We start from the raw sequence: 25,854 nt of genomic DNA, 5'->3' as shown, positions 1-25,854 counted from the left end.
GATAAAAAATATCAGAAATATAACTTATATAAGAGGACAATTTTTTTAGATTTCTGATATTTTTTATATATTTTTATTTGTATTTATAAACGAAATAATAAAAATTTCAAAAATAATATTTATATTTTAATAATTATATTGAATAATAATAAATAAAATTAAGAAAAATTATTAAAAACATTAATAAAAAAATATTTAAAAAAATAAATTATAAAAATGAATTAAATATTTTAATTATTCAAATTTAATAAACTAATTCAAATAAATTTAATTAAAATATAATTTTTTTATTTGTTTTTATTTTTAGTGTTTTTAATTTAGAAAGCAAATTATAAATTATTTTTTTATTCAAAGATTAAGTTTGTTAATTTAAAAAAAAATAATTTATAAAAAAATAATGTATAAATTCAATAAAAACAAAAAAAAATATTTTTGTTTTGAAAAAATTATTATTTTTTTCATAATTTTTTTATTTATTTTATATATATTTAGTTCAATTTTTAAATTTAATACCAAAATGGTAATTAATCAAAAAAAACATCAGAAAATTTTATTAATGTTAAACGAAATAATAACAATCCCAGAACAATATGATCCATTTCAAGAAGAATTAGGAGGAAAAGCAGAAGAAGATGCAACGATATTAGTTGATAAACTTTTAATAGTTTTAAAACAAAAACATTCTAAATTATATGATAAAGATCAAATTGCACAAAGATACCGAGGTCATTTGATTTCACAAGATGCAAACATAAAAGATTTAAAAAATTCTATAAAACAAAAAGATATAGAATTAGATAAATTAAAAAGTATTTCAACAGTAACAGAAAAAACTATAAGTCAACAAAATGCATTTCTAAGAGCAAAAGATATAATTATAAGAAAACATGATGCAACTATAAAAGAAAAAGATGCAACTATAGAAAAAAAAGATAAAACTATAAAAGAAAAACAAACAGAATTAGATGAATTAAAAATTATTTTGGATAATATTTTAAAACAAAAAAATGCAGACATAAAAACTTTAGAAAATAATCAAAAAAAAATTATCAATGAAAAAGAAAATTTAAAACAAACAATTAAAGAAACATCATCTAAAATAAAAAATATAAACATGGAAGACATATATATAAATTTTTTTGCATATATTAAAGATTTTTTTATTAAAATATTAAATATAATTATTTTTATAATACAATATATTATTGACTTATTTATAAATTTTTTTGTTTGGATTCGGAACATTAATTTAACTAAAATGCTATAAAATTTAAATTTCTGAAATTTCAAATTCTTTTTATATTATAATTATTATATATAATATACATAAATAAAATGCATTTTATAAATATAAAACAGAAGTTTATATTCTTGAATTAATTTAAGATTTATTTAAAAAGGAATTTGTGATTTTATAATGTCTAAAGAAAAAGAACTTTATTTAATTATTTTATATTATAAATATATTCATATTGAAGATCCTAACAGTTTTAGAGATTTTCAAATTAAAATTTGTTCAAAATTAAATCTTTTAGGTCGAATTATTGTTTCTTATGAAGGTATTAATGGTACTTTGTCAGGTTCGAATAAAAATATTGCTGAATATATGACATGTTTAAAAAAAATAAAAAGTTTTGAAGATATTGATTTCAAAATATCAACTTATCATAAACATGTTTTTCCTAAATTATCTGTTAAATTAAAAAAAGAAATAGTAAATTTGAAATTAGAACAAGATATTTTTCCGGAATACAATTCAAATAATTATTTAGAACCTAAAAAATTTTTCGAAATGTTAAAAGAAAAAGACGTTATTGTTTTAGATGTTAGAAATGATTATGAATATAATTTAGGTCATTTTCAAAATTCTATTAATCCAAAAATAAGTAATTTTCGTGATTTTCCTGAATGGTTAGATAAAAATTTATCTTTTTTAAAAAATAAAAAAATTTTAACTTATTGCACCGGAGGAGTTCGTTGCGAAAAAGTATCTATTTTATTACGTTCTAAAAAAATAAATGAAGTATATCAGTTAAAAGGGGGTATCATTAATTATAGCCAAGATCCAGAAACACAAGGTCAATTATTTGATGGTCAAGTTTATGTTTTTGATCAAAGAATAACGACTAAAGTAAATCAAAAAAAACACATTGTAGTTGGTAAAGATTTTTTTGATCAAACTCCTTGCGAAAGATATATTAATTGTGGTAATCCTAGTTGTAATAAACAAATTTTATGTAATGAAACAAATGAAAATAAATATTTAGGTAGCTGTTCCAAAAAGTGTAGCATAAACGAAAAAAATCGTTATTTATTAACAAAAAATAAAATTAATGATTAAGATATGAAAATAAATTATATCGTTGCAATAATTATATAAATTAAATTTTTAAAATTTAGTATAATAAGTTAGTATAATATAAAATAAAGTTCGTATGTAAAACATAATAATACATTTGGAATTTAAAAACAATTTTTAGTTCTTGTCTATAATATTTTAGACAAAATAAGGGAAAAACCTATAAAGGAGAATTATTTTAAAATATGAGAAAATATGAAATATTATATATTCTAAAACCTACTTTAAACGAAAAAGAAATCGATGAGATCAATAAAAATATTAGTAATATTTTTGAAAACGAAGGCAAAATTTTAGAATACTCTAAACCAGAATTAAGAACTTTAGCTCGTCCTATCAAAAAGTTCAGCCAAGGTTTTTATAGTGGTTTTTTAGTAGAAGCTAATAATGATATGGTTAAGGAATTTAATCGCGTAATTAATATTACAGAAGAAATTATTAGACATGTTATATACGGAAGAGATTGAAGACATAATTATATGATAAATAAAGTTATTTTAGTAGGACGCATTACTAAAGATCCAGAGTTAAATTTTATTAACGGCGATATTCCTTTAGTTAAATTTGTTTTGGCTGTAAATAGGAAGTTTACTAATAAAGCTGGTATTAAAGAAACTGATTTTATTAATTGTTCTGTATGGAATAAAAATGCAGAAAACTTAGCTAAATTTGTTGTTAAAGGTTCTCTTTTAGGCATTGAAGGTAGCATTAGGATTAGTAGTTATGAAAATAATAATCAAAAAAAATTTTGGACCGAAATATATTGTGATAATGTTCAATTTTTGGATTCCAAAAAAAATAATTTAAAAAATGATAATGAATATAGTGATTTCCAAAATCAAAATGAAACAAGTAAAAATATTAATGATAACGAATCTAATGACCAATTAGTTATCGGAAACGAAGATGATTTACCTTTTTAGAATTTTTAAATAAAGGAATTAAGAAGATGCAAAAAACAAAAAAATTTTTTAAAAAACGTCGAAAAGTTTGTTTTTTTACTGAAAATAAATTCGAAAGAATTGATTTTAAAGATGAAAAATTATTAAGTAAATTTGTCACTGATAGAGGTAAAATTTTACCAAGTAGATTTAATAAAAATACAGTTAAATGGCAAAAGCGTTTATCTAAAGCCATAAAATTAGCTCGTATTATGGCTATAATTTGAATAAAATCAACGAATTTAAAAATAATTTCATTATTTTTACAAATAACAAATAAAATAATTTAAAATCAAAATTATAAGTATAATTATTAAAATTAAAAATAATAATTATACTTATAATTATTATTTAAGCTAAAAACAATTAAAAATAATCTATTAAAAAATTAAATATATTATAATAATTAAAATTAGGTGGTATATTTTTAATAAAAAAATATTCTGTTTGTGAAAAAGCATAAAGAAAGTTTAATAAATATGAAAATTATTTTATTAGAAGATATTAAGAATAAAGGTAAAAAACGCGAAATTATTAAAGTAAATTCTGGTTATGGTAATTTTTTAATTAAAGAAAAGAAAGCGATTTTAGCTATTGAAAAGAATATTGCAAAAATAAAAAAAGAACAAACTTTGGAAGAAGAAGAAATTAAAAAACATAATTTATTAATGTATCAATTAAAACAAAATATAGATAATAAACAAATAGATATAATAACTACTTTTGGTCCAACAGGCAAAATGTATGGGAAGATAACTTCACAGCAAATAATAGATGAATTTTATATTAAATATAATATATTAATTAATAAAAAGAAACTTGTTTTAGAAAAAGAAATTAATTCATTAGGTCAATATAAAATAAATGTTATTTTAACAAAAGATATTATCGCTTCTTTTTTTATAAACATTAAAGATGTAGCAAAATAAAGTGATATAAACAAGTTTTTTAGATTTTTTTATAAAATTATTGAAACGAAATTTGAATGTAAATGAATGAAAAAAATATAAAATTACCTTTTTTTTTAGAAGCAGAACAATCTATTTTAGGTATTGTTTTTTTAGATCCTAAAAAAATTTTAGTTTTAATAGATAAATTGGCAACAGAAGATTTTTTTAATATTGAACATCAATATATTTACGAAGCTATGAAAACTTTATTTAAAGAAAAAAAAGATATTGATTATTTATCAGTGTTTAATATTTTAGAACAACAAAAGCAAAAGTTAGCTGATGGTAAAAAATATTTATTACAATTAAGTAATAATATTCCTTCTATTTATCATTTAGATACTTATATTGATTTTATTCGCGATGCTTCTCTTAAAAGAGAAATAATAACCACTGTATCAGAAATTTACAACGAAGGTATTAGTAATCATAATATTGATTTTAAACAATTTTTAGATATTGCGGAAGAAAAAATTTTTCAAATATCTAAAAAAAAGAAAACAAATAATCTTATTGAAATCCGGGATTTATTAAAAGAAATAGAACATAAAACTATTTATAATAAAAAAGAAAATAAAATTATTGGCTTAAGTACTGGTTATAATAATTTAGATGATATCACTTTAGGTTTTAAACCAGAAGAATTAATTATTTTAGCAGCAAGACCTTCTATGGGAAAAAGTACTTTTATGTCTAATATTGCAATAAATATAGCTAAAAGAAATAATAAAGCTCATGTTGTAATTTTTAGTTTAGAAATGTCTAATGAACAATTAGGTTCGAGAATGTTAAGTTCTGAAAGCCAAATTTCACATAAAAAAATTCAATTAGGTTTTTTAAATGAAGAAGAAAAAAAAATATTAAAAATGGCTAGTTCTAAAAATTTACATAATTTAAATATCTTTTTTAATGATTCTGCCAGTGCTAGTATTTTAGATATTAGAGCGCAATGTCGTAAAATGAAAAATCAAAATAAATTAGAATTTGTTATTGTTGATTATTTACAATTAATTGGAAAAGTTAATAAACAAAATTTCAAATCTTTTTATAATCGTCAAGAAGAAATTGCTGATATTTCTAAAAGTTTAAAACAAATGGCAAGAGAATTAAAAATTCCTGTTCTTGCTTTATCACAATTATCACGTGAAGTGGAAAAAAGAGAAGATAAAAGACCTATTTTGTCGGATTTAAGAGACTCTGGAAGCATTGAGCAAGACGCTGATATTGTTATGTTTTTATATCGACCACATTATTATAATAAAGAAGCTCAAACTCAATTATCAGATTTAGGTTATACTGAATTAATCATTTCTAAAAATAGACAAGGTTCAGTAGGAATAAAAAAATTTCATTTTAATTTAAGCTGTCTTTCTTTTAAGGAAATAGATTAAATTGATAAAATTCATTTATTTTGTGACTTTAATAGAGGAAGATTATGATGGAAATATTAAAACAACTTAAATTAATCAAAGAAAAATATTTATTTTGGCAAAAAAAATTAACAGAAGATACAAAAAATTTAAATAATATTGAATTCTTGAAAAAAATAAATGAATTAAAAAAAATTATTTTTATTTATGATGAATATCTTGATTTAGAAAAAGAAAATAATAAAATTAAAAATATTATTTCATCAAATAATATGCTACCAAAGGACACAGAATTAATTTGTTTATTACAAGAAGAGCAACAAATGTTAGATATTAAAATCAAAAACAAATTAGAAAAATTGCACAAAATATTATCGCATAAAGAAATAGATAATGATAAAAGTGTTCTTATGGAAATTAAAGCAGCAGCTGGTGGCAACGAATCGAATCTTTTTGTAGCCGATTTATTTCGTGCTTATTTTAAATATGCTGAAAGCCAAAAATGGAAAGTAGATATTATTAATTTAATTCCTAGTAATAAAAGTGGTATTTTTTCTGTAGAAATGATAATAAACGGTGATAATGTTTATTCTTTTTTACAATATGAATCAGGAGTGCACAGGGTACAAAGAGTTCCTGAGACAGAAAAAAGAGGAAGAGTTCATACTTCTACAATAAAAATTTTAGTTTCTCCGAATACAGAAGAAAAACAAATAAGTTTAAATTGGAACGATATTAGAATTGATACCTTTAATTCTAGTGGTCCTGGAGGTCAATCAGTAAATACAACTAAATCAGCAGTTCGTTTAACTTATTTACCTACTGGTGATAGCGTAGCTTGTCAAATTGCTAAAAGTCAACATCAAAATAAAGAAAAAGCTTTTCAATTATTAAAAAATAAAATTTTTAATAGAATGAATTCCGAAGAACAAAAACAACAAAACAATATAAAAAAACAATTAATTGGTAAAGGTGATCGTAGTGCTAAAATAAGAACTTATAATTATTCTCAAAATAGAATTACTGATCATCGTATTAATTTAACTTTACAAAAATTAGATTTTTTTATGGAAGGTAAAATAGATTTGATTATAGAACCTTTAATTAATGAATATGATAAAAAAAAATTAGAAGAAAAAATAAAAATATAATTATGCATTCATATAAAATTATTATTTTTCCTACTGATACAGTTTATGGTTTAGGATGTTCCGTTTATGATTATAAAAGTTTAAAAATCATTTATAAAATTAAAAACAGAGATCCCAAAAAACCAATAAGTGTTTTATGTTTTAACTTAGAACAAATACAAGAAATAGCTTTAATAGATAATAAAATTAAAAAATTAGCTCTTTGTTTATGGCCCGGTCCTTTAACTATTATTGTTTTTGCTAATAAAAAATATTACAGTATAACAAAAGAAAAAACAATTGGAATTAGAATTCCAAATCATCCTCTTGCTTTAGAAATTTTACAAAATAAAGGTCCTTTTAAAACAACTTCTGTTAATCCAAGCGGAACAGCACCTATAAATGATTATTTAGAGATTAAAAAAAAATATCAAAATAAAGTAGATTATGTTTATCCTAACGATCAAATTATATCTAATGTAAGCTCCACTGTTATTGATACTACTTTATCTAAATGGAAGATAATTAGAGAAGGAAATATTTCTTTATCAAAGATAAAAGAAATTATAAATTAATTTTTTACATAATTATTTAATGGGTTTCAAGATAATTAATTTTCAATAATAAAGTGCACTTCGAAATCCTTATAAAAACTACTCTATTTAACATAACAAATTTATTTAAAATTTTAAAAAATAAATCAAATAATCAATATAAAAAATATATAACAAAACCTCTTGTGTTTAATTAAAACAAAGGGTTTTTAATTTTTAACCAAGAAAGATATAAAAATGGTTTCTCACGCTTATAAAAAGTAATTATAGAAACATCATTGATTTAGGGTTTAGTCACCGCGATATTTTTATCTTTTTTTTAATTTTATACATATTTAATCTTAATAAATCTCTAAAATACATAATATTTTATTAAATTTTTATAAATATTTCATGATTTTTTTATAAAAAAAGATTTTAATGTTTGATTTGTTAACATTAAAATCTTATTATTTAATTAATGATATTTTTAAACTAATAAAAGTATGAAAAATAAAGAAATTATTTTTTAAAAACTTTCATTTTAATTATAAAATTAATTTTAAACTTTGTTAAGATCAAATTTATAAATTTTTTTAAATTATCTCTAAAAAACCTTTTATAGGCTAAAAATTTAAAAAAATTTTTAAAAACACTTGACAAGATTTTTAATTTTAATAATTTAAAAAAATAATTTATTTCTTAAAAAAAATAAATTTTATGTTATTATAAAAATAATTAATAAAAAATTTTGATTTCTAAAAATTATTTTTTAGAACAAAACGAGACTCTCTAATATTTTTAACCTGTGGAGTGTTCTTAAAAACTGATCTATTCCCTTATAAAGGGTCTTTGTAGTTTTTTAGATAATTTTAATTATTTGATTTTTTTGTTATTATAGTTTTTGTTAATTTTAGTTATTTCGTCTTTGTTGATTATATTGATTTCTGATTATTATTTGTTGATTTATAATTTCGATATTATTCTGTACTATATTTATTCTTGTTGAAATTTCATGCATTCTATTTAAACGTGTTTCTGAATCTAAAGTTATATTATTAAAATTGTTCGTTAATCGTTGTATCAAACTGTTTTTTTCTTCTTCAAGTTGGGCTTTTCTTATATCTAAATCTATTCCAGGTAAAGCATATATTTTGTTATTGACTATAAATAATAATCCTATAAAAATTATTAAACAAAGATAAATTATTTTAAATTGTTTTTTTAATTGAAACACAAATTAAAACTCCTTTATTTTTTAATATATTTAAAATTAGTTTTTTTATTTCCAACCAGGGATTGTTCTTTTCATTTTGGTTTCTTTTTGACTTCATTGTAGTTATGTTAAAAAGTAAATAAAATATATTCAATGATAATAAATTATTTTTGATTTTAAATATTAAATAAATACTCTTTTAACATAATATTTTCAAAAAATATATCCGATCCTTATTTTGATAATAATTAATAATGTTTTTCTTCAACTTCATTATATTTTCAATATTTAAATTATCTATACTTTTATTATTTGTTGTATGTCAATTTTTATTTGATTATATTCAAATACGATTTCATAATTTTTATTATCTTTGTTATCTAAAATATTTAAACATATATTTTTTAATTTATTTTTATGATAATTTAATTTTATTTCCTGTTCTACAGGATACCAGTATCTATTAACTTCTTCTTTGTATATATCTATTGTATTGCAACCACAACAAACAGCTGCGAAAACTTTAAAAAAAGTTAATATTGAACCAATGCATGAATTCATAATTTTTAATTTAATCCTTTTTACTATTTTTTATTCCTCAGCGGAGGTGATTTCATAGAGGGAGTTGAGGTAAGATAGGGCATTGTTTTTATTTTGTTCTAAATCTTTATTTAAAGATTTTTCTAAATCTTTTTTATAGTTTTCAGAACCTGCTATTCCATATAACATATTTTCATACATTTTTTTGTCGACTTCTAAATTGGCTATTTCTCTCGAACTTAAATTTTGTGATTTCTTTTTATTTTCGATTTCTTCAATTTGTTTTTTTAATTGGTTGCTTTTTTCTTGTTTTTCTTTTATTTTAGGATTCCAATAATCTTTACTATGTATCATATTGTTAACTAATTTTTGTTTTATTTTATTGATTTCGGTTTTTTCTTCTTCAGAAAGATTTTCTACTGATAAAACTTCATTTTCGTTTTCGGATAAAACATAATGTTTAATTTTATCAAAGTTTTCTTTAGTTATTTTAATTTTAGGTTTGAGATTTCTTGTTTCTCGTTTAGTTTCTGAAGGTTGATTTGGTTCTTTGTTACTTAAAATAAATCCAATTGTAATACAAATTACAACAAAACCAATAACGAGAATAGCTTCTTTATAATTTTTAAAAAAGTTCATTATTTCATTTCCTTTTCGATAATAGTAGTAATTTATATTATTTTTTAAAGAAATTAATTACTACTATTATACAATTTTATTTGTTTGAATATTAAATAAAAATACGCACAAAGAATGAGAAAAGTAACTATTAATGATTCAATCCAAGAAGGTAAAGAACATCCTCTAATGATTACCAAAGAAGCTTTAGAAATGTATACCAAAGACATTGACCGAGACCTATAAAAACTGGACGCCGACAAAAAAGACTACAAAAAGAAACTAAAAGAATATAATAAACGTATAGAAACCGATAATTTAAAAAATGAAGTGAAAGTAGATAAAAACCAATTGTGAGGATTTAAAACACAAGATACATTATATATTTTAGAATATAACAAGATTATTGAAGAGTTATATGATAAACGAAAAGAAGTTTCTAATGTTGATAAATTAGAAAATATTAAAATCGACCTAGAAAAACAATTAGAAATAAAAAACAAATAAATCAACGTAATAAAAGAAGAATTAAAACAAAAATCCCCAAATTACGCCAAATTCTAAGAAAGATTACAAAAACGCCATTGTGGTAAAATTCCAGAATTAACGCGTATCACGACCTAAAAAAATTTTTCTTTAAATTTAAAACAAATAAAATTGTATAATAGTAGTAATTAATTTCTTTAAAAAATAATATAAATTACTACTATTATTGAAAAGGAAATGAAATAATGAACTTTTTTAAAAAATATTGGATTGTGATTTTGATTATTTTAATTTTTAGTATAGTTATTATTATAGGTTTTTTTGAAACTAAAAAAGAACAAGAATCATTAGCAAATCATTCTAATGAGTTAGAATATAATCCCCAACCTAATTACTTATCAAGACCCAAGCGCGAAATAGAACCGCTAAAACCTAAAATTAAAATAACTAAAGAAAACTTTGATAAAATTAAACATTATGTTTTATCTGAAAACGAAAATGAAATTTTACCGTTAAGCAATCTTTCTTCGCAAGAAATAACCGCAATTGAAAAAATAAGGAACTCGCAAAAAAAAAAACTTAGAATATAGAAAACAATATAAAAAAGAAATCAACAAAAAACAAGACAATGAAATTGATTTAATCACCCAAAAAGATTCAGTAATAAACCTAATCCCACCATTAAAAGAACAACTAAAACAAAAAGAAGAAGCATTGGCCGATAAAAATAAAAAAATAAGTAAATTAAAACTAGAAAGACAAAACAAAAAAACACAATTACAAACTCAAGGTATATCAATTTATAAAAATGATGAATTAACTCAAATTAATAACAACATCTTAAAATTCCAAAATGAACGTATTGAACTAATTGAACAAATAGGTCAAATAAAGGTTGAAATCGGTAAATTAGAATCTAAAAAAGAATATTACGAGAGAGCATTATCAAGTTTTGTTAAACTAAGAGATTCATTACAACGCGATTATGATAAAACATTATTAGAAGACAAACAATTCTACTTAAAATCCATCAAATCCCTATATGAAATAACCCCATCTGAGGGATAAAAATACAACAAAGAGAAGTGAATAAAAATTACTTATAGATAGTAATATGTTTTTATATCTGCATTTATATTAGTAAGTTTTTTTTATTTTATTTGTTTTTTATATTATGAAAAAATATTATGAAAAAATTCTTTTAAAATAAAAAATAAAGGAGATTTAATTAATGGTTCAGTTAAAAAAACAATTTACCATAATTTATTTTTGTTTAATTACTTTTATAGGATTTGTCTTTCTTTTGAATAATCATAAAATTATGGCGATGAATAATGGTAATATGACACCAAATAATGGTTATCATAATAATAATAATTTCGAAACTCAAGCTCGCATTTTACAAGAAATGAACCTTGAACAAGCTAGAATAGTCCAACAAATTTTTAATGCTAGGAGTAATAATGCTTCTGAAGAAATTATTAATAATCTTTTAAGACAAAATATGCAATTAAGTCAACGTATTTCAGCTCAACAAATTATTTTGCATAATGCTATGCCGCGCGAAAATAATCATAATCAATCAAATCGAACTAATAGCCGAAGACGTTAAAATAACTAAAAAGAAATTAAATAACCAATCATTAACTCATAAGACCTTTTTTTCAGGTTTTTTTTATTTACTGAAGTGTTCTTAAAAACTGAACTAATCTGAAATCTCGTTTTGTTCTAAAAAGTAATTTTTTAGAAATCAAATTTTTTTATTAATTATTATTTTATAATAACATAAAATTTATTTTTTTTAAGAAATAAATTATTTTTTGAAATTATTAAAATTAAAAATCTTGTCAAATGTTTTTAAAAAATTTTTTTAATTTTTTTAGCCTATAAAAGGTTTGTTTTAAAGATAATTTTAAAAAATTTATAAATTTGAGCTTGACAAAGTTTAAAATTAATTTTATCGCTGAACTCCTTCATGAAATCGAAAAACTAAAAGAAAAATTAAAAACAGAAAAAAGAAAAATGATCAAACTAAAAACGATTTATTAGAAAAACTTTTAACTACCAAAATCACTGGATACGATAAAATGCAAGAAACGATAGAAGGTCAAAAAAATTGGAAAGGTTCTTTTCAACCGATTGATAATAAAATTAAATCAGAAACAACCCGGACAAGTTACACAAGCAACTTCATGGTTCAAAAAAATTTTTAATTGACTTTTTGCTAATTAAATATTTTAAAATAGGTTTATATAAAAATATTATCCAAAGAAAATAATAATCATGTTTAAAATGAAACAAAAACTTAAATGGTTTTTGTTAATAATTTTTTTAATCATTATCGTTTTTATTGGTTTTATAATCTTAACTAAAACGGGAGTTATTAAACTCCCTAAAAATCTCCTATTCCTGTCCTAAATAAAAACCAGAAAAGGAATTAAAAAAAGAGTGGGAAGAATAATTTAGCGGCTAAGATTATTATATACAAGGTCGAGTCCATTATAAATTTGATGGATTAAACAGGATTAGATATTATCAAAAAAACTAGATATTCATGAGATAAAAATATCGCAAATAAAACAAAAAATAGATCAAGAAACTAAAAAAGTAATCCTTTTGAAATCCTTTAAATTAAAAAATGAACTAGAAGAGGTTGACTATAATACTACTTACGGTGAAGATTTATTTAATAAAATAGACCATAAATATCTTAATGAAAACAAAATATCATTTGATAATAAAAGAAATAACATAAAAAAACCATATCCAATCCCAACCCGAATCTTACAACCTAGCTATTTACTTCTCAAAGACCTCCATCCCTTTCAATCGTTGGTAAAGATGGGAAAAAACATATGACCGTACTACCACTTTAAATGTTTTCGACAGCGCATATTTTTATAAACAAGACGACAGTAAATTTATGGCGTTACATTAACTTCAAAAAAACAACAACACGAAGGGGTCCAATAGGGTAATTTACCTCATTCTTAAATACCAAAAGTCCAAATTTATGTACTTCCTTGAAGAAGATAAAGAATATACTACCTTAGTCGTGCTAGATTACATAATTTAAAATTTGAACGCGAAAAATTCAATCTCTACTTTAATTCTCCTATCCACCAAACTTTATCAATCTTCAAAGAGAAATATAATACCAAAAAAGAATAATAAAAAATTAAAGGAGATTTAATTTAAATGTTTAAATTAAATAATCAATTTAAAATAATAATTTTTTTATTTATTGTTTTAGGATTTTTGTTTTTAATTATTATTAACAATAAAATATATTCATTCCCTGGAATAAATTTAGATATAAGAAAAACCCAAATCGAAGAAGAAAAAAATAATTTGGTACAACAATTAACAAACATTTTTAATGATACAACTTTAAATCCTCAAACACGTTTAAGTAGAATGTATGAAATGTCTGAAAGATTAGATATAATTTATGATAATATTCGAATTATAAATCAATAAATAATCAACCGAACGAAATAAATATAATCATAAAAGACAAAACAACAAAAATTAACTAAATAACTATAATAAAAAGAAATTAAAATATTAAATATATTACATAATTATTTAGACCTTCTTTCTAGGGTCTTTTTTTATTACCCAAAAACCTTAAAAATAAAGGAACTTTTATTATGTTTAACAAAAAAATATCATCTTTATTTTATTATTAACACCTAATTTATATAATCCCATATTATTTAATAATAATTGATTCTCTTAACTTTATTTATAGTAATAAATTATTATTTTTAATAAAGTTAAATGATTATTATAGTTTTATATTGATATTTAAATATTAAAATTTTTAAAATTTAATAAAAATAATCTAAATTATTAATATTTTTTATTAAAATAAAATAATGGTTTACATAATATACATTATAAGAACCAAAAAAATTTTAATAATTTACCATTGTTAGGCGTTTATATATTTAAATTAATTTTAATAAAAAATAAATATTTATAAAAATTTTTTATTTTGAAATTTAATTTAAATAATTAAAATTTAAAAAATTACAATATTTAAAAATTTTAATATTTAAATATCAATATAAAACTATAATAATCATTTAACTTTATTAAAAATAATAATTTATTACTATAAATAAAGTTAAGAGAATCAATTATTAAAAAGAATTTCTTTTTATATAATTAATCCTCTTACTTAAATTATTTTTTTATACCCAACTTAACTAAAGAAACTTTTTTTAATTAAAAAAGTATTTTTTTCTTTCGCTTGACAAAAAAAAAAAAAAAAAAAAAAAAAAAAAAAACGTATTATTAAAATAATAAATATTTTACAAGAAAATATTTAAATTTTATTTAAATTTAAGTAATAAATGAATTAGAAAGAAAAATATGTATAAACCAGATATATTTATGTTATCAAAATAAATTTTTTTAAAATATTCAAAATATAGGATTAGTTAAGGTTGTTTTATGAATAAATTTGCTTTTTATTTTAAAATTAAATTATTTTATTTATTTATTTTTTTCATAATTGTTTTGTTTTCATCAAATTCATTAGTATATGCTTTTAATCCTAATAATTATGAAAAAGATTCTTCTTCTTATCACAACAGAGAAGAATGGAAACACGAAGAAGGAACTTTTTTATCTTCTGATGCTAAAGTTTTTTATAATATAAAAGGAGTGCAGATGATTTCTTGTAAAACATATCAAGAATGGTTGAATAAACAACAAGCAACAGAGGATAGTATATCTATAGCTTCTAATTTTATTCCTATTCCTTTCTCTGGAATATTTTATGATTTTGGTTATAAGAATCTTGTAAAACCTTATTTGTTAAAAGATTTCCTTCCAAAAAATAACGATAAAATAGCGATGTTCAATGAAGCGATTCGTTATTCTTTAAAATTAAATCATGGCAGAGGATTTTTCTTTTTTAATAATTACGATTTAAATAATATTAAAAAATTTAATATTACCTTTTGTAAATGTAATATGTCAACTACTTCAGATTCTTTAATAGAACAAATTAAAGATTTATTCACTAGTAGCGAAGTTTTTACTTCAGAATTATGGAATAACATAGAAAATGAAAAGAATAAAAACAATTTAACAGATGAATCATTCTTAAACGAAGAAGAAGCAAATGTTGAAACAGATATTCTTATTGAAAAATTAAAACGTATTTTAGGTGTGAAATCTGAACAAGTTTTAAAATCGATTAAAAATCAAATACAAGACAAAATAGTTAAAAAAATTAATAAAAAAGTCGGTCATACAATAGCTAAACAAGTTTGGAAAAAAACCACTAAAAAAGTTATCGGTGATACTTTTGGTAAAATTTTTATGCCAGGGATCGAAATAGGAATTGACAAAGCAGAACAAAAAATCGAATCAGAAATATATATTGTTAAAAAAATGAGTTTTGATGTCAAAAACAATAGTTATGAAAAAACAATAGGTTTTTGTATTGATTTTCCTTCGGAAGAAGAAACAGCAGTTTATGAAATTAAAAATAACGATAATGGGCAAGAATATTCTTTATTGATCCAAAAAGAAAATATTGTTGAATCTAGTCATATGTTAATAGATATTTTAACTAAAAAAAAATCCAATGGTAATCCAGAATTCATATCTATTTATAATGGTAAAATGAAAAAATAAAATAAGTAACACAAAGGAAAATTATGAAAATATTTAAATATATTAAAAATTTTTTTAAAGATTTTGTTGAATATCCTTTCAATCCTAGTAAAAATGCAAAACGTTTTATAAATAAAAATGCAGCAAATATTAAAACTAAAATAAAAATTAAAAAAAAAATCCAAAATATTAAAAAAATAGAATCATCTAAAACCCAATTAAAACTAATTACTCCTAAAAGTGTTTTTATTAAGTTTTCTGTTTTATTTTCTATATTCATAATATCTTCTTTTATTGGATGTTATTTAATAAAAACTGAACAAAAATTTGACATTTACTCTAAAATTATAAACCATGTATTATGTGATTGGCTAAAATTTTCTTATGAAGAAAATTTAAAACGTGGTATTGCCGTTTTTAGTATATATCCTTTAGGATTCATTTTTATGCTCATTTTTTCAATACCATTCTATATAGGACTTTATTGTTATTATCCAATTTTTAAATTTGCTTTGTCTGCTTTTTTTTTCGTCTTTGGAATATCATATGGGTTATTACATGGTTTAGCTTATTGCTTCATAAAACAAGAATATAAATTATATTTACATTATTTCGTATTATTTGAATTTGTTATTGTTTTTATCACTTTATTAATTATGATTTTTTTATCTTTTTTGTATTATTCACGTAAAATTAAAATAAATGAAAAATATCGTAATTTAATCATTATATTATATATGATTTCTTTTGTTTTAGGATTGTTACTTATCTTCAGCGCATACGCTTTACCAATAACAAACTTGATGTATGGTTTTTATCTAATATCAGCTGTTTTTCATTTAATTTTCGGTTCTTTAATTTGTGTTTTGGCTTTGCAAGACATTGATACTTTTATTCAAGAGAAAATACCTAAAAAATACGAATGGCTTTTAGTTTATCTTTTGTTTTTATCTTTTTTACAAATACTTTTGGGTCTTTTTTATGGTTTGGTGTATTTGAATGGGTATTTATATGAAATATTTCTAAAAAAAAATAAAAAATAAAACCTCTATACAAATTTTTAATGTTAATATTAATTATTTATTTTAGTCAATAGTTCAAAAATCTCATATTTTGTTGACATGATAGATTTTTTTATTTTATAAATTATATTTTTAAAACGAAGTTATTTCTAGAAAATTGAGCTTTTAATGGATCATAATCATTCAGCAAATTATCTTAAATGAAAGAAATAAAATTTATTTATATAATAGTTATTTTTTTATAAATGAAAATAGAACAAAATCATTTAACTAAAATATTGTCTAAATAATTTTTCTCTAAATATACAAAAAGATTAATAATTATAATACTTTAATATTAATGATTAGCGATATAATTATTTTATTTATTTGATTGTTCAAACTCTAAACAAGATAATCAAAAAAAGAAGAACAATAACTATCTAGGTTCGCATTTAAACGAAATAATAGTAAATTAAAACAGAAAATAAATAGTAGCGGAAGAATTAAAGAGAAATTATTATCAAAAAAAAGGATATCACAAGAATAATAAAATTCTATGTATAAACTCTGAAACGAACATAAAAGAATAAATTAAATTTGTTTTTGGTCTAATTTAATTATCTATATTTTAGTAATAGAATATTTCTGATTTTAATACCAACTTTCTTGAACTACCTTAGGCTATAAACGATGTTAATATACCCAATTGTAAAAATATTGGTTAAAACTTAAAGTCACCAAACTCATAACTAAATAATTCACACATAGTTAATAAAATAATAACTGTCATTCTCCTAAAAACTCATTAAAGAAAAGCATAATTAAGTTTATAGTATCTCACAAAAAAAATAGAACCATTAATAATCTCGCAAAAAATAATAATTTATGTTGGAATAAATAAATAAAATTACAGTTTCAAACGATTGTTTTAAAAAAAGCAAAGAAAATAAAGAAGACAAACATTATACACTTAATATAATATAAAAAAATTGGTGATATTCCAAAAAAATAGATATAAAAGCATATTCACCTTACTAATTAAAACAATTAAAAGAGCAAAAATCATAGGTTTGTAATATAATTTCATTAAATTAGAACAGTTTTAAAGATGCACAAATTATAGGTGGAATATGAAAATTTATATCAAATCTATAATTTTAATAATAAAAATGAAATTTGTTAAAATATAAAGTTATTTAAAAAATTAAATATTAAAATAACTTTATATTTTAACAAAGGAGTGTTTATCACAAATGCATATATACATTAACAAATTTTTTGTTAATGTATATAATTGATAGTATTATTTATTTTTGCTTTCGTTTTTATCTCTTAATTCGATTTATACAAAATAAAAAAATCAAATTAGAAGAAAAAATTTTAATAATAGTATGATATTATCGTAATTATTTTGTTAGTTTTTTTATCTCATAATTTCTCAATGAATCAAGTTAGACAAAGAGAAATAAAACATAAATAGAGATCCTTTCGCTACCTATATAAAATCAAAACAATAAAAAAATGGTTTGAAAATAAAAAATACAAAGAAAACAAATTAAATCTTATCAAAAAAATAGTCAGAATGAAAAGTATATTCTCGATATATATGTAAAACTTTCGTTTTCAACAGCCTTGATAAATATCAATATCCAGAGAAAATATTTAAAGAAAATATATTCTATCAATATCCGCAAAACCTTTTTAATAATTATAATTTATCTTCTAACACTCTTATAAATTTAATGAGTTAAAAATGATATTGATGATCCTTTTGAAACAGTTTTATTTAAGACTTTAAAAAAAGAAAATACCAATTTTATCTTAATAAAGATTTTGATATTAAGAATAAATCAAAAACAATAACAACTATAAACTTTAGAAATTAAAACATTAAATACTTAATTAAAGAAAAATATACATTAGAAGCTAAAAATTGGTAAAAATTTTTATCTGATTTATAAAACCATATTAAATAAATACATCACTTTATATACTTAGCTAATGAATACTAATAAAAATAAGTTTAAATAAAAATTTAAATTAAAAAAATTTATGATAATATTGTTTTATACAAAAAATAACTGAACGCAATAATAGAGAACATAAAGTTAACTAAATTAGAATCTTTAAGATATATTTTTGATTACAAAAATATGAATAAAAATTCGACATTTGATAAATATGTTTGATAAATATGTTTGATAAATATGTTTGATAAATATGTTTGATAAATATGTTTGATAAATATGTTTGATAAATATGTTTGATAAATATGTTTGATAAATATGTTTGATAAATATGTTTGATAAATATGTTTGATAAATATGTTTGATAAATATGTTTGATAAATATGTTTGATAAATATGTTTGATAAATATGTTTGATAAATATGTTTGATAAATATGTTTGATAAATATGTTTGATAAATATGTTTGATAAATATGTTTGATAAATATGTTTGATAAATATGTTTGATAAATATGTTTGATAAATATGTTTGATAAATATGTTTGATAAATATGTTTGATAAAACATTTTTTAACTCAGTACAAATTTTATTTGATTTAAAAAAGAATTTAATTGTTATGTTTCTTTATTAAAAAGCATTCTCCTAAATCTTTTCTTACATTTTCTAATTTTAAAATTATTTAGGATTTTAACAGATGAAAAATTATTATTACCTCTGTTATCCAAATAGAAATTTTTTATTATTTTGATAACTATCAATTACTATAATTATAAATAGTTTATTAATATATTAAACTAAAAAAGTAATTATGCTTAAAATTAGTTGTTTTTAAGTTATTTCCTTGTTTTTTTAGTTTAATATAAATATTTTGATTTGGAGATTTCAAAAATAAAAAAGTTTATTTTATTATTTGTAATGTTTTTATAAAATTAGTAAATAATTTAATTTTAATTTTTTAATTCAATCATAATGTTAAAATAAAAAATTTTAATAGTAGTTGTACTTATAAATACAATTTGATTTCCCAAAAAACTTAAAAGTTTTTTAATAAATTATATTTAACTTCCTATATTCAAACATTTTAATTTTCAACATTTTATTTTATTAGCAAAAATTAATTAAACAAAAAAAGTATATAATATTTTTATTATAATTTGGTAAAATATTGAAAAAAATATTTAAATAAAAAAATTAAAAAAATAAAAAACATGATTAAACATTTAAATAATATATTATAATTATAAAAAATGAAAATCATTCATCACATAAAGTATTATTTTGAACTAATTATTAAAATACAAAATAAAATTTTCATTGATAAACTTTACAAAAAGAAAAAGAAGTTATAATAAAAACTAAAGCGCCTACAATTCGCGTAGATATAATCGCAAAAGGTAATAATTCCATTCTATTGCTTACGGACATAACTCCAATATTTCCAGTACTTCCAATACTATAAGAAGAAATACCTACAATTAAAGAAAACTCAAATAGATAAAAATTAAATAAATAAGCTAAACAAAAAGAGATAAAAACAGAAAACAGCAACGAAGAGCAAACTAACAATATTGTTTGGTAATTAGTCATATATGATATCAAAATTTGAAAATCAATAGTTAAACCTAAAGCAACCATCATAGGAACAGTAAAATGCATAGCCATCATTTTACCTACTTGTGCCGAATACTTTTGATATTCTTCAGGAATCAAACGAAAAATCTTAACTATTAAAGATAAAATAATCACATATACCATTTCATCCATTCTAAAAGGTATATTTTGATTAATAACAACTCCCAAGAAATAAAAACCTAAAATAATTAACAAACCAATACCAATATTATTATAATCTAAAGTATATTCCGAATTTTTAATTTCTTTAACAAAATTATTTGCATCTTTTTCCAACTTTCCTTTGCCACTTAATTCGGTTTTATCTAACAACAAATATAATAAACCAGATAAAAAAATACTAAAAAATCTAGCTATAAGGAGAGGAGCTAAAAGAATGCTTTTTATTTTTTGTTCTTCTGAACCAAAAAATTTTTGATAAATGCTATAAAAACCATTGATACCTAAATTAGTTCCGCCGTTAGTTAAAGGCACAGAAATAAAAAAAATAGAATCTCTAAAAGAATTTGTAGAAGTATTATTAATACATTCTGGTGTGTAATATCCTACTACATAACCTAATAAACCTGTAAAACAAAAAGAGAAAAAAATAGTTAATAAAGCTAAGGGAATAAATTTTAAAATAAATCTTTTTAATAAATTATGATCTACATTTAATATTCCACCTACAACAACAACAGTAATAAAAAACTTAGGAAAATTAATTCCATTATCCGAATGAGAAATAAACATTTTTAATTGTTTGTATATTATAGGCGTTATAATAACTTGTTTATATACCAAATAAGAAGGAACAAAGATACAAAGAAAAAAACCCATTCCTAATTTATTAAAAAAAGGAATTTTATTACCAACAAAATTTAAACCCATGCCTAACACCATTAGGAAAAATAACGAAATCAAAAAAGGATTCCATATTGTAATTATTTCTAATTCATTATCATATTTTTCAATAAAATATATATTCAAAACTAGGATCAACAATAATATTAAAAATATTAAAAAACGTGATTTACAAATTTTTATTTTCTTGATATTATCAAACCACATAAAAACATAAATTTTTATGAAAACCTTTCAACTACAAGTATTTATTATAATAAATAAACTCAAACATTTTGTTATTTTATACTAAAAATATAATAATATGTTAATTATTACGATAATAATAACAAAAACTAAATTGTTTCTTAAAAATATCAAAAATTTAATTTTTGATATTTTTTTTATTTATCAAAAAAATATGTTTATTTAAATTTTGTTATAAACAAAAAATTATATTACAAATTGTTTTGTTTTAACGAATTATATTTTTTTTCCATCATTTTCAAATTAATTTTTATTTGAAATAAAGTATAAATGTTTCCTGTTATCCAGTATAAAGACAAAAGCGAATCTTTACAAGAAGTTATAAACATAAAAACAATCGTAACATAACTAACTATTTTCATAGTTTTTTCTTGATTTTTTTGTTTTAACTTTTGTTCAATACTTAAATTATAACTATTATTTTTTAAATAAGAAGGTTTTTTAAAATTATTTTTATTCAAAAAAAACATAGTTACAGCAACAATCAAAGATAAAAATATCCTAATAATAATTTGAAATGTTTCATTAAAAGATGGTGAAAATAAATCAAGTTCTATAAATCCTAAAAAGGGTTGATGATATTTAGCATTAAAAATACCACCAGGAATACGAAAACGATTTAATGCTCTATACATCGCAATTAAAATAGGCATTTGTAAAAAAGATATAAAAATACTAAAAACACTAAAATTATGTTTACGATATACTTTAAAAATCTCAATTTGCATTCTTTGAATGTCTTCTTTATCTTTTTTCAAAATATATTTTTCTTGTATTTTATTAATTTCTGGTTGAGCTAAACTCATATTCATGCTAAAAGTACTAGCTTTGGTATAAATAGGCCATGATAAAGTTCTTATCAAAAGAGTAGTTAAAATAATACCTAAACCTAGGTTACCAAAAAAAACTCCTTTAGAACCCGAAATAATAAATATATTTGAAAAAAAATCTAAAAAAGAACCTATTAAAACAATTAAAACATTCCATATATAACCCCAACCTAAAAAAAAGTTCCATTCTTTTTTATTAGGCCATTGAATAGGTAAATCTCCTGAATCATCAACAAAAATTTTTAATTTAAGAGAATCATCATTATTATATTTTAAATAAAAATAATTATTTATATTATCTTCATTCTTTCTTGCTCTAATAATGCGATTATATATGCTACTCGATGATGTTGTTATATCAACTTTTTGATCTGAAAGAATTGATAGTTCATTCAAAGGTTCTATTTTATTATTTTTTATAATACCCAGTTTTATTAAAAAATTTTTTTCTATATTGCCTTGTTTATATTTTTCCAAAAAATATTCTATGTTAGAGCCTACTTTAATAGTGAAAAATTCTTTAATTTTTGATTTGAAATCTTTTTTAAAATTAGATTTATCTTTATCTAAATAATAATAATAAATCTTGTTACCTTCTAAAATTAAATTAATTTCTTCTGTAATTTTTTTTTTTAATTCAACATCTATCGGTTTAGATATATCTAAATGTTCAAATATAATAGATTTTGATTTCTTATCGATTTTAGAATCGAATATTTCCGCATCTTTTTCTTTTAAAAAATTAAAAACATTTTCTTCATCTATTTTGTTATCTATTTTGTTATCATCAAATTTATCTTTATTAAAAATAATTTTTAATTCTTCGCGTTCATTAAGAACAACTTCGTTAGGACCAAATTTTTTTATAAGAAAATAGACTAAAACAACTAAAACAAAAATCAATAAAAATTTTTGAAACAACTTCTCATTTGTATTTTTAATATTATTCACAATTAATTACCTTGTTTTGTATTATTCCAAATAGGATTTCTTTATTAAAATTAAAAATTTTTTTTCTAAATCAGAAAAACTTAATTTCTTTGCAACATCTTTAATAACAAGAACGAAAGACAAATTATTATCTATTAAAAAGACATTATTATGAATAATCATTCTTAAGCGTCTTTTTATTAAATTTCTTTCATGAGCCTTTCCATATTTCTTGCCAACGCTTAAAGCAAATTTAAAATTTGATAAATTTTCATTTTTAATATAATATAAAATAAAATAATAACTTCTTACATTTTTTTTAAATTTAAAAATAAAATCTATTTCACTTTTTTTTTTTAAAATAAATTTTTTTTTCATATCTAAAAATTTATATATTCCTGAAATTTTATTAAAAATAATAACTAGACAAAGAAAAATAGTTAATATAAATTCAATAAATTTATGAAAAAAATTTATATAAAAACTAGGAATATAAAATAACCTTTTTAATTGGATTTTGAATTAAAATATTTGATAAAATAAAAAAATATAAATTTAAAATTTTGTTAAAAATATTTTTTTATCAATCGAGTAACAAACATATTTTTAAAATTTTATAAATATTTAAAAATAACTGATTCATTTCTATTTTATTTCAATAATTATGATAGAATTAAACAGTTAATTTTATACGACCTTTTCTTCTTCTTTCTGAAAGTACACGACGACCTCCAACAGTAGATATTCTAGCTCTAAAACCATGGGTTCTAACTCTTTTTATTTTACTTGGTTGATATGTTCTTTTCATAAATAACAAAAACCTCTTCAATTTTGTTTTATTCTTTTATAATTATTTTATTCAAGAAAATAAAATATATTTTATTGAACTTTTGAATAGTTTATATTAATAAAAAATATTAAAGCGTAAATATTCAAATTATAATAATTATTTCAATATATAAATAATTAAATAACTATTTTACAAAATTAATTTAAAATTATTTAACAAATAACTCTAATATTACAATGAGAACCTTTTTAATTTATTTTTTATTCTGAAATATATTGTTGTCTATTTTTCTTGCTTTGCAACAACAAAATCGAATGCATACTACTATATATATAGTATATAAAAATAATTGAAAAAATAATAGCTAAAGAAGTTCTAATATATTGGTCGAATTGTCTTTGAAATCCTAATAAATAACAACTTGTACTTAATATAAAAATATAGAAAAAAAAGATAAAAAAAGATAAAATATTGTTTTTATCTTCTAATATAGTTTCAATATATAATTTCGTAATACTATGAATTATACAAATTAAAAAAATAATATTATCTAAATTAGATATGTTCAATAAAATTCCTTCTTGTGGCATACAAAAATGAAAAATCAGTATTAAAGAAATTAAAATAAATACACAAGTTTCAATAAAAAATAAAATTTTGGCAACATTTTTATTTTTTTTAAAATTAGGAAATATCAAAAAATAAGTAATAAAAAAAACCAAAAAACCTAATAAAGATTTATAAAGTTGTACACCAGAAATTTGAAATGTATCAGGAAACCAACATGATAAAGCAACTATTAAAACAAAAAATGTTTTAATCAATGAAAACAAAACAATTTTATTTGTAATCTCTTTTTTCATAATTTATATATTTATGCTCCTCAAAAATTTAATTTTTTTAACAATTCTATCAATTCAGATTTTTTTAATTTAGAAAAATTATGAATTTTATTTTTTTTCGCTAATTGTCTTAATTCTGGTACTAACTTGCTATTTAATTCTTTATCTTTCATTTCTTCTTGTTTTTCTTGTTTTTCTTGTTTTTCTTGTTTTTCTTGTTTTTCTTGTTTTTCTTGTTTTTCTTGTTTTTCTTGTTTTTCTTGTTTTTCTTGTTTTTCTTGTTTTTCTTGTTTTTCTTGTTTTTCTTGTTTTTCTTGTTTTTCTTGTTTTTCTTGTTTTTCTTGTTTTTCTTGTTTTTCTTGTTTTTCTTGTTTTTCTATTTCTTTTTGTTTTAAAGCTTTTTGCGATAAATTTATATAATTAACAAACATATGAGGCTCATTAAACGCCATATCAGACAACATTTTACGATTAATTTCTATATTAGCCAATAAAAGACCATGTATAAATTTAGAATAACGCATATTATTTTGTAAACAAGCAGCGTTAATTCTTGTGATCCACAATTTTCTAAAATTTCTCTTTTTTTGTCTTCTATCTCTATAAGCATATTGTAATGAACGCATTACTTGTTCATTAGCTGTTTTATAAAGATTGCTTTTAGAACCGAAATAACCTTTGGCTAATTTTAATATTTTTTTACGTTTTTTATGTCTCGCATTAACAAAACTTGTTTTAACCATATTTATTTTGCCTTCTTAATATTATTTAAAAATGTTAAATAAGATATTTTATTCTTCTTACATCAGAAATATCTACTTTTGTAATTCCTCTTAATTGTCTATTTTGTTTGGTTGTTTTGGAACTAGCTAAATGATTTTTATAAGCGTATCTTCTTAAGAATTTACCAGTACCAGTAATTTTAAGTCTTTTTTTTAAACCTTTATGAGTTTTTTTCTTTATCATAGCGTTTTATTAATTCCTTTTTAGT

Annotated in this window: 25 protein-coding genes; 15 read left to right on the top strand and 10 right to left on the bottom strand. The window is 20.0% G+C overall.

Annotated features, from left to right (window positions below):
• Positions 1-556 precede the first annotated feature (556 nt).
• The 9 genes from Q2306_RS01700 (at position 557) to Q2306_RS01660 (ending at position 7,325) form a co-directional block, all read left to right on the top strand.
• Positions 557-1,267 (top strand): hypothetical protein, encoded by a 711-nt coding sequence (locus Q2306_RS01700; RefSeq protein WP_323847584.1) that lies wholly within the window; start codon positions 557-559, stop codon positions 1,265-1,267.
• Between the two features lie 150 nt (positions 1,268-1,417).
• Complete coding sequence (locus Q2306_RS01695) at positions 1,418-2,341, top strand: rhodanese-related sulfurtransferase (protein ID WP_323847583.1); 924 nt, start codon at positions 1,418-1,420, stop codon at positions 2,339-2,341.
• A gap of 203 nt (positions 2,342-2,544) precedes the next feature.
• The gene (gene rpsF, locus Q2306_RS01690; RefSeq protein ID WP_323847582.1) at positions 2,545-2,826 is read left to right on the top strand and encodes a 30S ribosomal protein S6; all 282 of its coding nucleotides are present in this window, start codon (positions 2,545-2,547) and stop codon (positions 2,824-2,826) included.
• 12 nt (positions 2,827-2,838) lie between these two features.
• The gene (gene ssb, locus Q2306_RS01685; protein WP_323847581.1) at positions 2,839-3,282 is read left to right on the top strand and encodes a single-stranded DNA-binding protein; all 444 of its coding nucleotides are present in this window, start codon (positions 2,839-2,841) and stop codon (positions 3,280-3,282) included.
• Positions 3,283-3,308: 26 nt separating this feature from the next.
• Entirely contained in the window at positions 3,309-3,527 is a 219-nt protein-coding gene (gene rpsR, locus Q2306_RS01680) for a 30S ribosomal protein S18 (RefSeq protein ID WP_323847580.1), read from the top strand.
• A gap of 252 nt (positions 3,528-3,779) precedes the next feature.
• Positions 3,780-4,229: a 50S ribosomal protein L9 gene (rplI, locus tag Q2306_RS01675; protein WP_323847579.1), complete on the top strand. Its 450-nt coding sequence runs from the start codon at positions 3,780-3,782 to the stop codon at positions 4,227-4,229.
• 62 nt (positions 4,230-4,291) lie between these two features.
• Positions 4,292-5,641, top strand: a complete 1,350-nt coding sequence (gene dnaB, locus Q2306_RS01670; RefSeq protein WP_323847578.1) for a replicative DNA helicase — start codon at positions 4,292-4,294, stop codon at positions 5,639-5,641.
• 53 nt (positions 5,642-5,694) lie between these two features.
• Positions 5,695-6,771, top strand: a complete 1,077-nt coding sequence (gene prfA, locus Q2306_RS01665) for a peptide chain release factor 1 (RefSeq protein WP_323847949.1) — start codon at positions 5,695-5,697, stop codon at positions 6,769-6,771.
• 2 nt (positions 6,772-6,773) lie between these two features.
• Positions 6,774-7,325 (top strand): L-threonylcarbamoyladenylate synthase, encoded by a 552-nt coding sequence (locus Q2306_RS01660; protein WP_323847577.1) that lies wholly within the window; start codon positions 6,774-6,776, stop codon positions 7,323-7,325.
• 871 nt (positions 7,326-8,196) lie between these two features.
• Here Q2306_RS01660 and Q2306_RS01655 read toward each other — a convergent pair.
• The 3 genes from Q2306_RS01655 to Q2306_RS01645 all read right to left on the bottom strand — a co-directional run bounded on the left by Q2306_RS01655 (position 8,197) and on the right by Q2306_RS01645 (position 9,678).
• Positions 8,197-8,520 (bottom strand): SVM family protein, encoded by a 324-nt coding sequence (locus Q2306_RS01655; protein WP_323847576.1) that lies wholly within the window; start codon positions 8,518-8,520, stop codon positions 8,197-8,199.
• Between the two features lie 276 nt (positions 8,521-8,796).
• A complete protein-coding gene (locus Q2306_RS01650; RefSeq protein ID WP_323847575.1) occupies positions 8,797-9,060 on the bottom strand; it encodes a hypothetical protein in 264 nt (87 codons plus the stop codon).
• A gap of 30 nt (positions 9,061-9,090) precedes the next feature.
• The gene (locus Q2306_RS01645) at positions 9,091-9,678 is read right to left on the bottom strand and encodes a hypothetical protein (protein WP_323847574.1); all 588 of its coding nucleotides are present in this window, start codon (positions 9,676-9,678) and stop codon (positions 9,091-9,093) included.
• 710 nt (positions 9,679-10,388) lie between these two features.
• Between Q2306_RS01645 and Q2306_RS01640 the strand changes: the two genes are divergently transcribed.
• From Q2306_RS01640 to Q2306_RS01615, 6 genes are all read left to right on the top strand, one after another.
• A complete protein-coding gene (locus Q2306_RS01640) occupies positions 10,389-10,733 on the top strand; it encodes a hypothetical protein (RefSeq protein WP_323847573.1) in 345 nt (114 codons plus the stop codon).
• A gap of 124 nt (positions 10,734-10,857) precedes the next feature.
• Positions 10,858-11,211 (top strand): hypothetical protein, encoded by a 354-nt coding sequence (locus tag Q2306_RS01635; protein WP_323847572.1) that lies wholly within the window; start codon positions 10,858-10,860, stop codon positions 11,209-11,211.
• A 163-nt stretch (positions 11,212-11,374) separates the two neighbouring features.
• Positions 11,375-11,755 (top strand): SVM family protein, encoded by a 381-nt coding sequence (locus tag Q2306_RS01630; RefSeq protein ID WP_323847571.1) that lies wholly within the window; start codon positions 11,375-11,377, stop codon positions 11,753-11,755.
• A 1,586-nt stretch (positions 11,756-13,341) separates the two neighbouring features.
• The gene (locus Q2306_RS01625; RefSeq protein WP_323847570.1) at positions 13,342-13,623 is read left to right on the top strand and encodes an effector protein; all 282 of its coding nucleotides are present in this window, start codon (positions 13,342-13,344) and stop codon (positions 13,621-13,623) included.
• Positions 13,624-14,604: 981 nt separating this feature from the next.
• On the top strand, positions 14,605-15,798 hold the full coding sequence (locus Q2306_RS01620; RefSeq protein ID WP_323847569.1) for a hypothetical protein: 1,194 nt from the start codon (positions 14,605-14,607) through the stop codon (positions 15,796-15,798).
• Between the two features lie 23 nt (positions 15,799-15,821).
• Positions 15,822-16,820 (top strand): Bax inhibitor-1/YccA family protein, encoded by a 999-nt coding sequence (locus Q2306_RS01615; protein WP_323847568.1) that lies wholly within the window; start codon positions 15,822-15,824, stop codon positions 16,818-16,820.
• A 3,241-nt stretch (positions 16,821-20,061) separates the two neighbouring features.
• On the opposite strand, the gene Q2306_RS01610 is transcribed toward Q2306_RS01615, so the two are convergent.
• The 7 genes from Q2306_RS01610 to rpmI form a co-directional block, all read right to left on the bottom strand.
• Positions 20,062-21,432: a 2-hydroxycarboxylate transporter family protein gene (locus tag Q2306_RS01610; RefSeq protein WP_323847567.1), complete on the bottom strand. Its 1,371-nt coding sequence runs from the start codon at positions 21,430-21,432 to the stop codon at positions 20,062-20,064.
• Between the two features lie 230 nt (positions 21,433-21,662).
• Positions 21,663-23,252 carry a YidC/Oxa1 family membrane protein insertase gene (locus tag Q2306_RS01605; protein ID WP_323847566.1) on the bottom strand — a complete coding sequence of 530 codons (1,590 nt, stop codon included), beginning with the start codon at positions 23,250-23,252 and terminating at the stop codon, positions 21,663-21,665.
• A 21-nt stretch (positions 23,253-23,273) separates the two neighbouring features.
• On the bottom strand, positions 23,274-23,609 hold the full coding sequence (gene rnpA / locus Q2306_RS01600) for a ribonuclease P protein component (RefSeq protein WP_323847565.1): 336 nt from the start codon (positions 23,607-23,609) through the stop codon (positions 23,274-23,276).
• A 295-nt stretch (positions 23,610-23,904) separates the two neighbouring features.
• Positions 23,905-24,039 (bottom strand): 50S ribosomal protein L34, encoded by a 135-nt coding sequence (rpmH, locus tag Q2306_RS01595; protein WP_323847564.1) that lies wholly within the window; start codon positions 24,037-24,039, stop codon positions 23,905-23,907.
• 242 nt (positions 24,040-24,281) lie between these two features.
• Positions 24,282-24,884 (bottom strand): hypothetical protein, encoded by a 603-nt coding sequence (locus tag Q2306_RS01590; protein ID WP_323847563.1) that lies wholly within the window; start codon positions 24,882-24,884, stop codon positions 24,282-24,284.
• Positions 24,885-24,904: 20 nt separating this feature from the next.
• The gene (gene rplT, locus Q2306_RS01585; protein WP_323847562.1) at positions 24,905-25,606 is read right to left on the bottom strand and encodes a 50S ribosomal protein L20; all 702 of its coding nucleotides are present in this window, start codon (positions 25,604-25,606) and stop codon (positions 24,905-24,907) included.
• A gap of 34 nt (positions 25,607-25,640) precedes the next feature.
• On the bottom strand, positions 25,641-25,829 hold the full coding sequence (gene rpmI, locus Q2306_RS01580; protein WP_323847561.1) for a 50S ribosomal protein L35: 189 nt from the start codon (positions 25,827-25,829) through the stop codon (positions 25,641-25,643).
• Between the last annotated feature and the right edge of the window lie 25 nt (positions 25,830-25,854).

Source organism: Phytoplasma sp. (genome assembly GCF_035187685.1).
In the GTDB taxonomy this organism is placed as follows: Bacteria; Bacillota_I; Bacilli_A; order Acholeplasmatales; family Acholeplasmataceae; genus Phytoplasma.
Note: the sequence above shows the minus strand (reverse complement) of the source record. Positions and strands in the feature narration are given on the sequence as shown.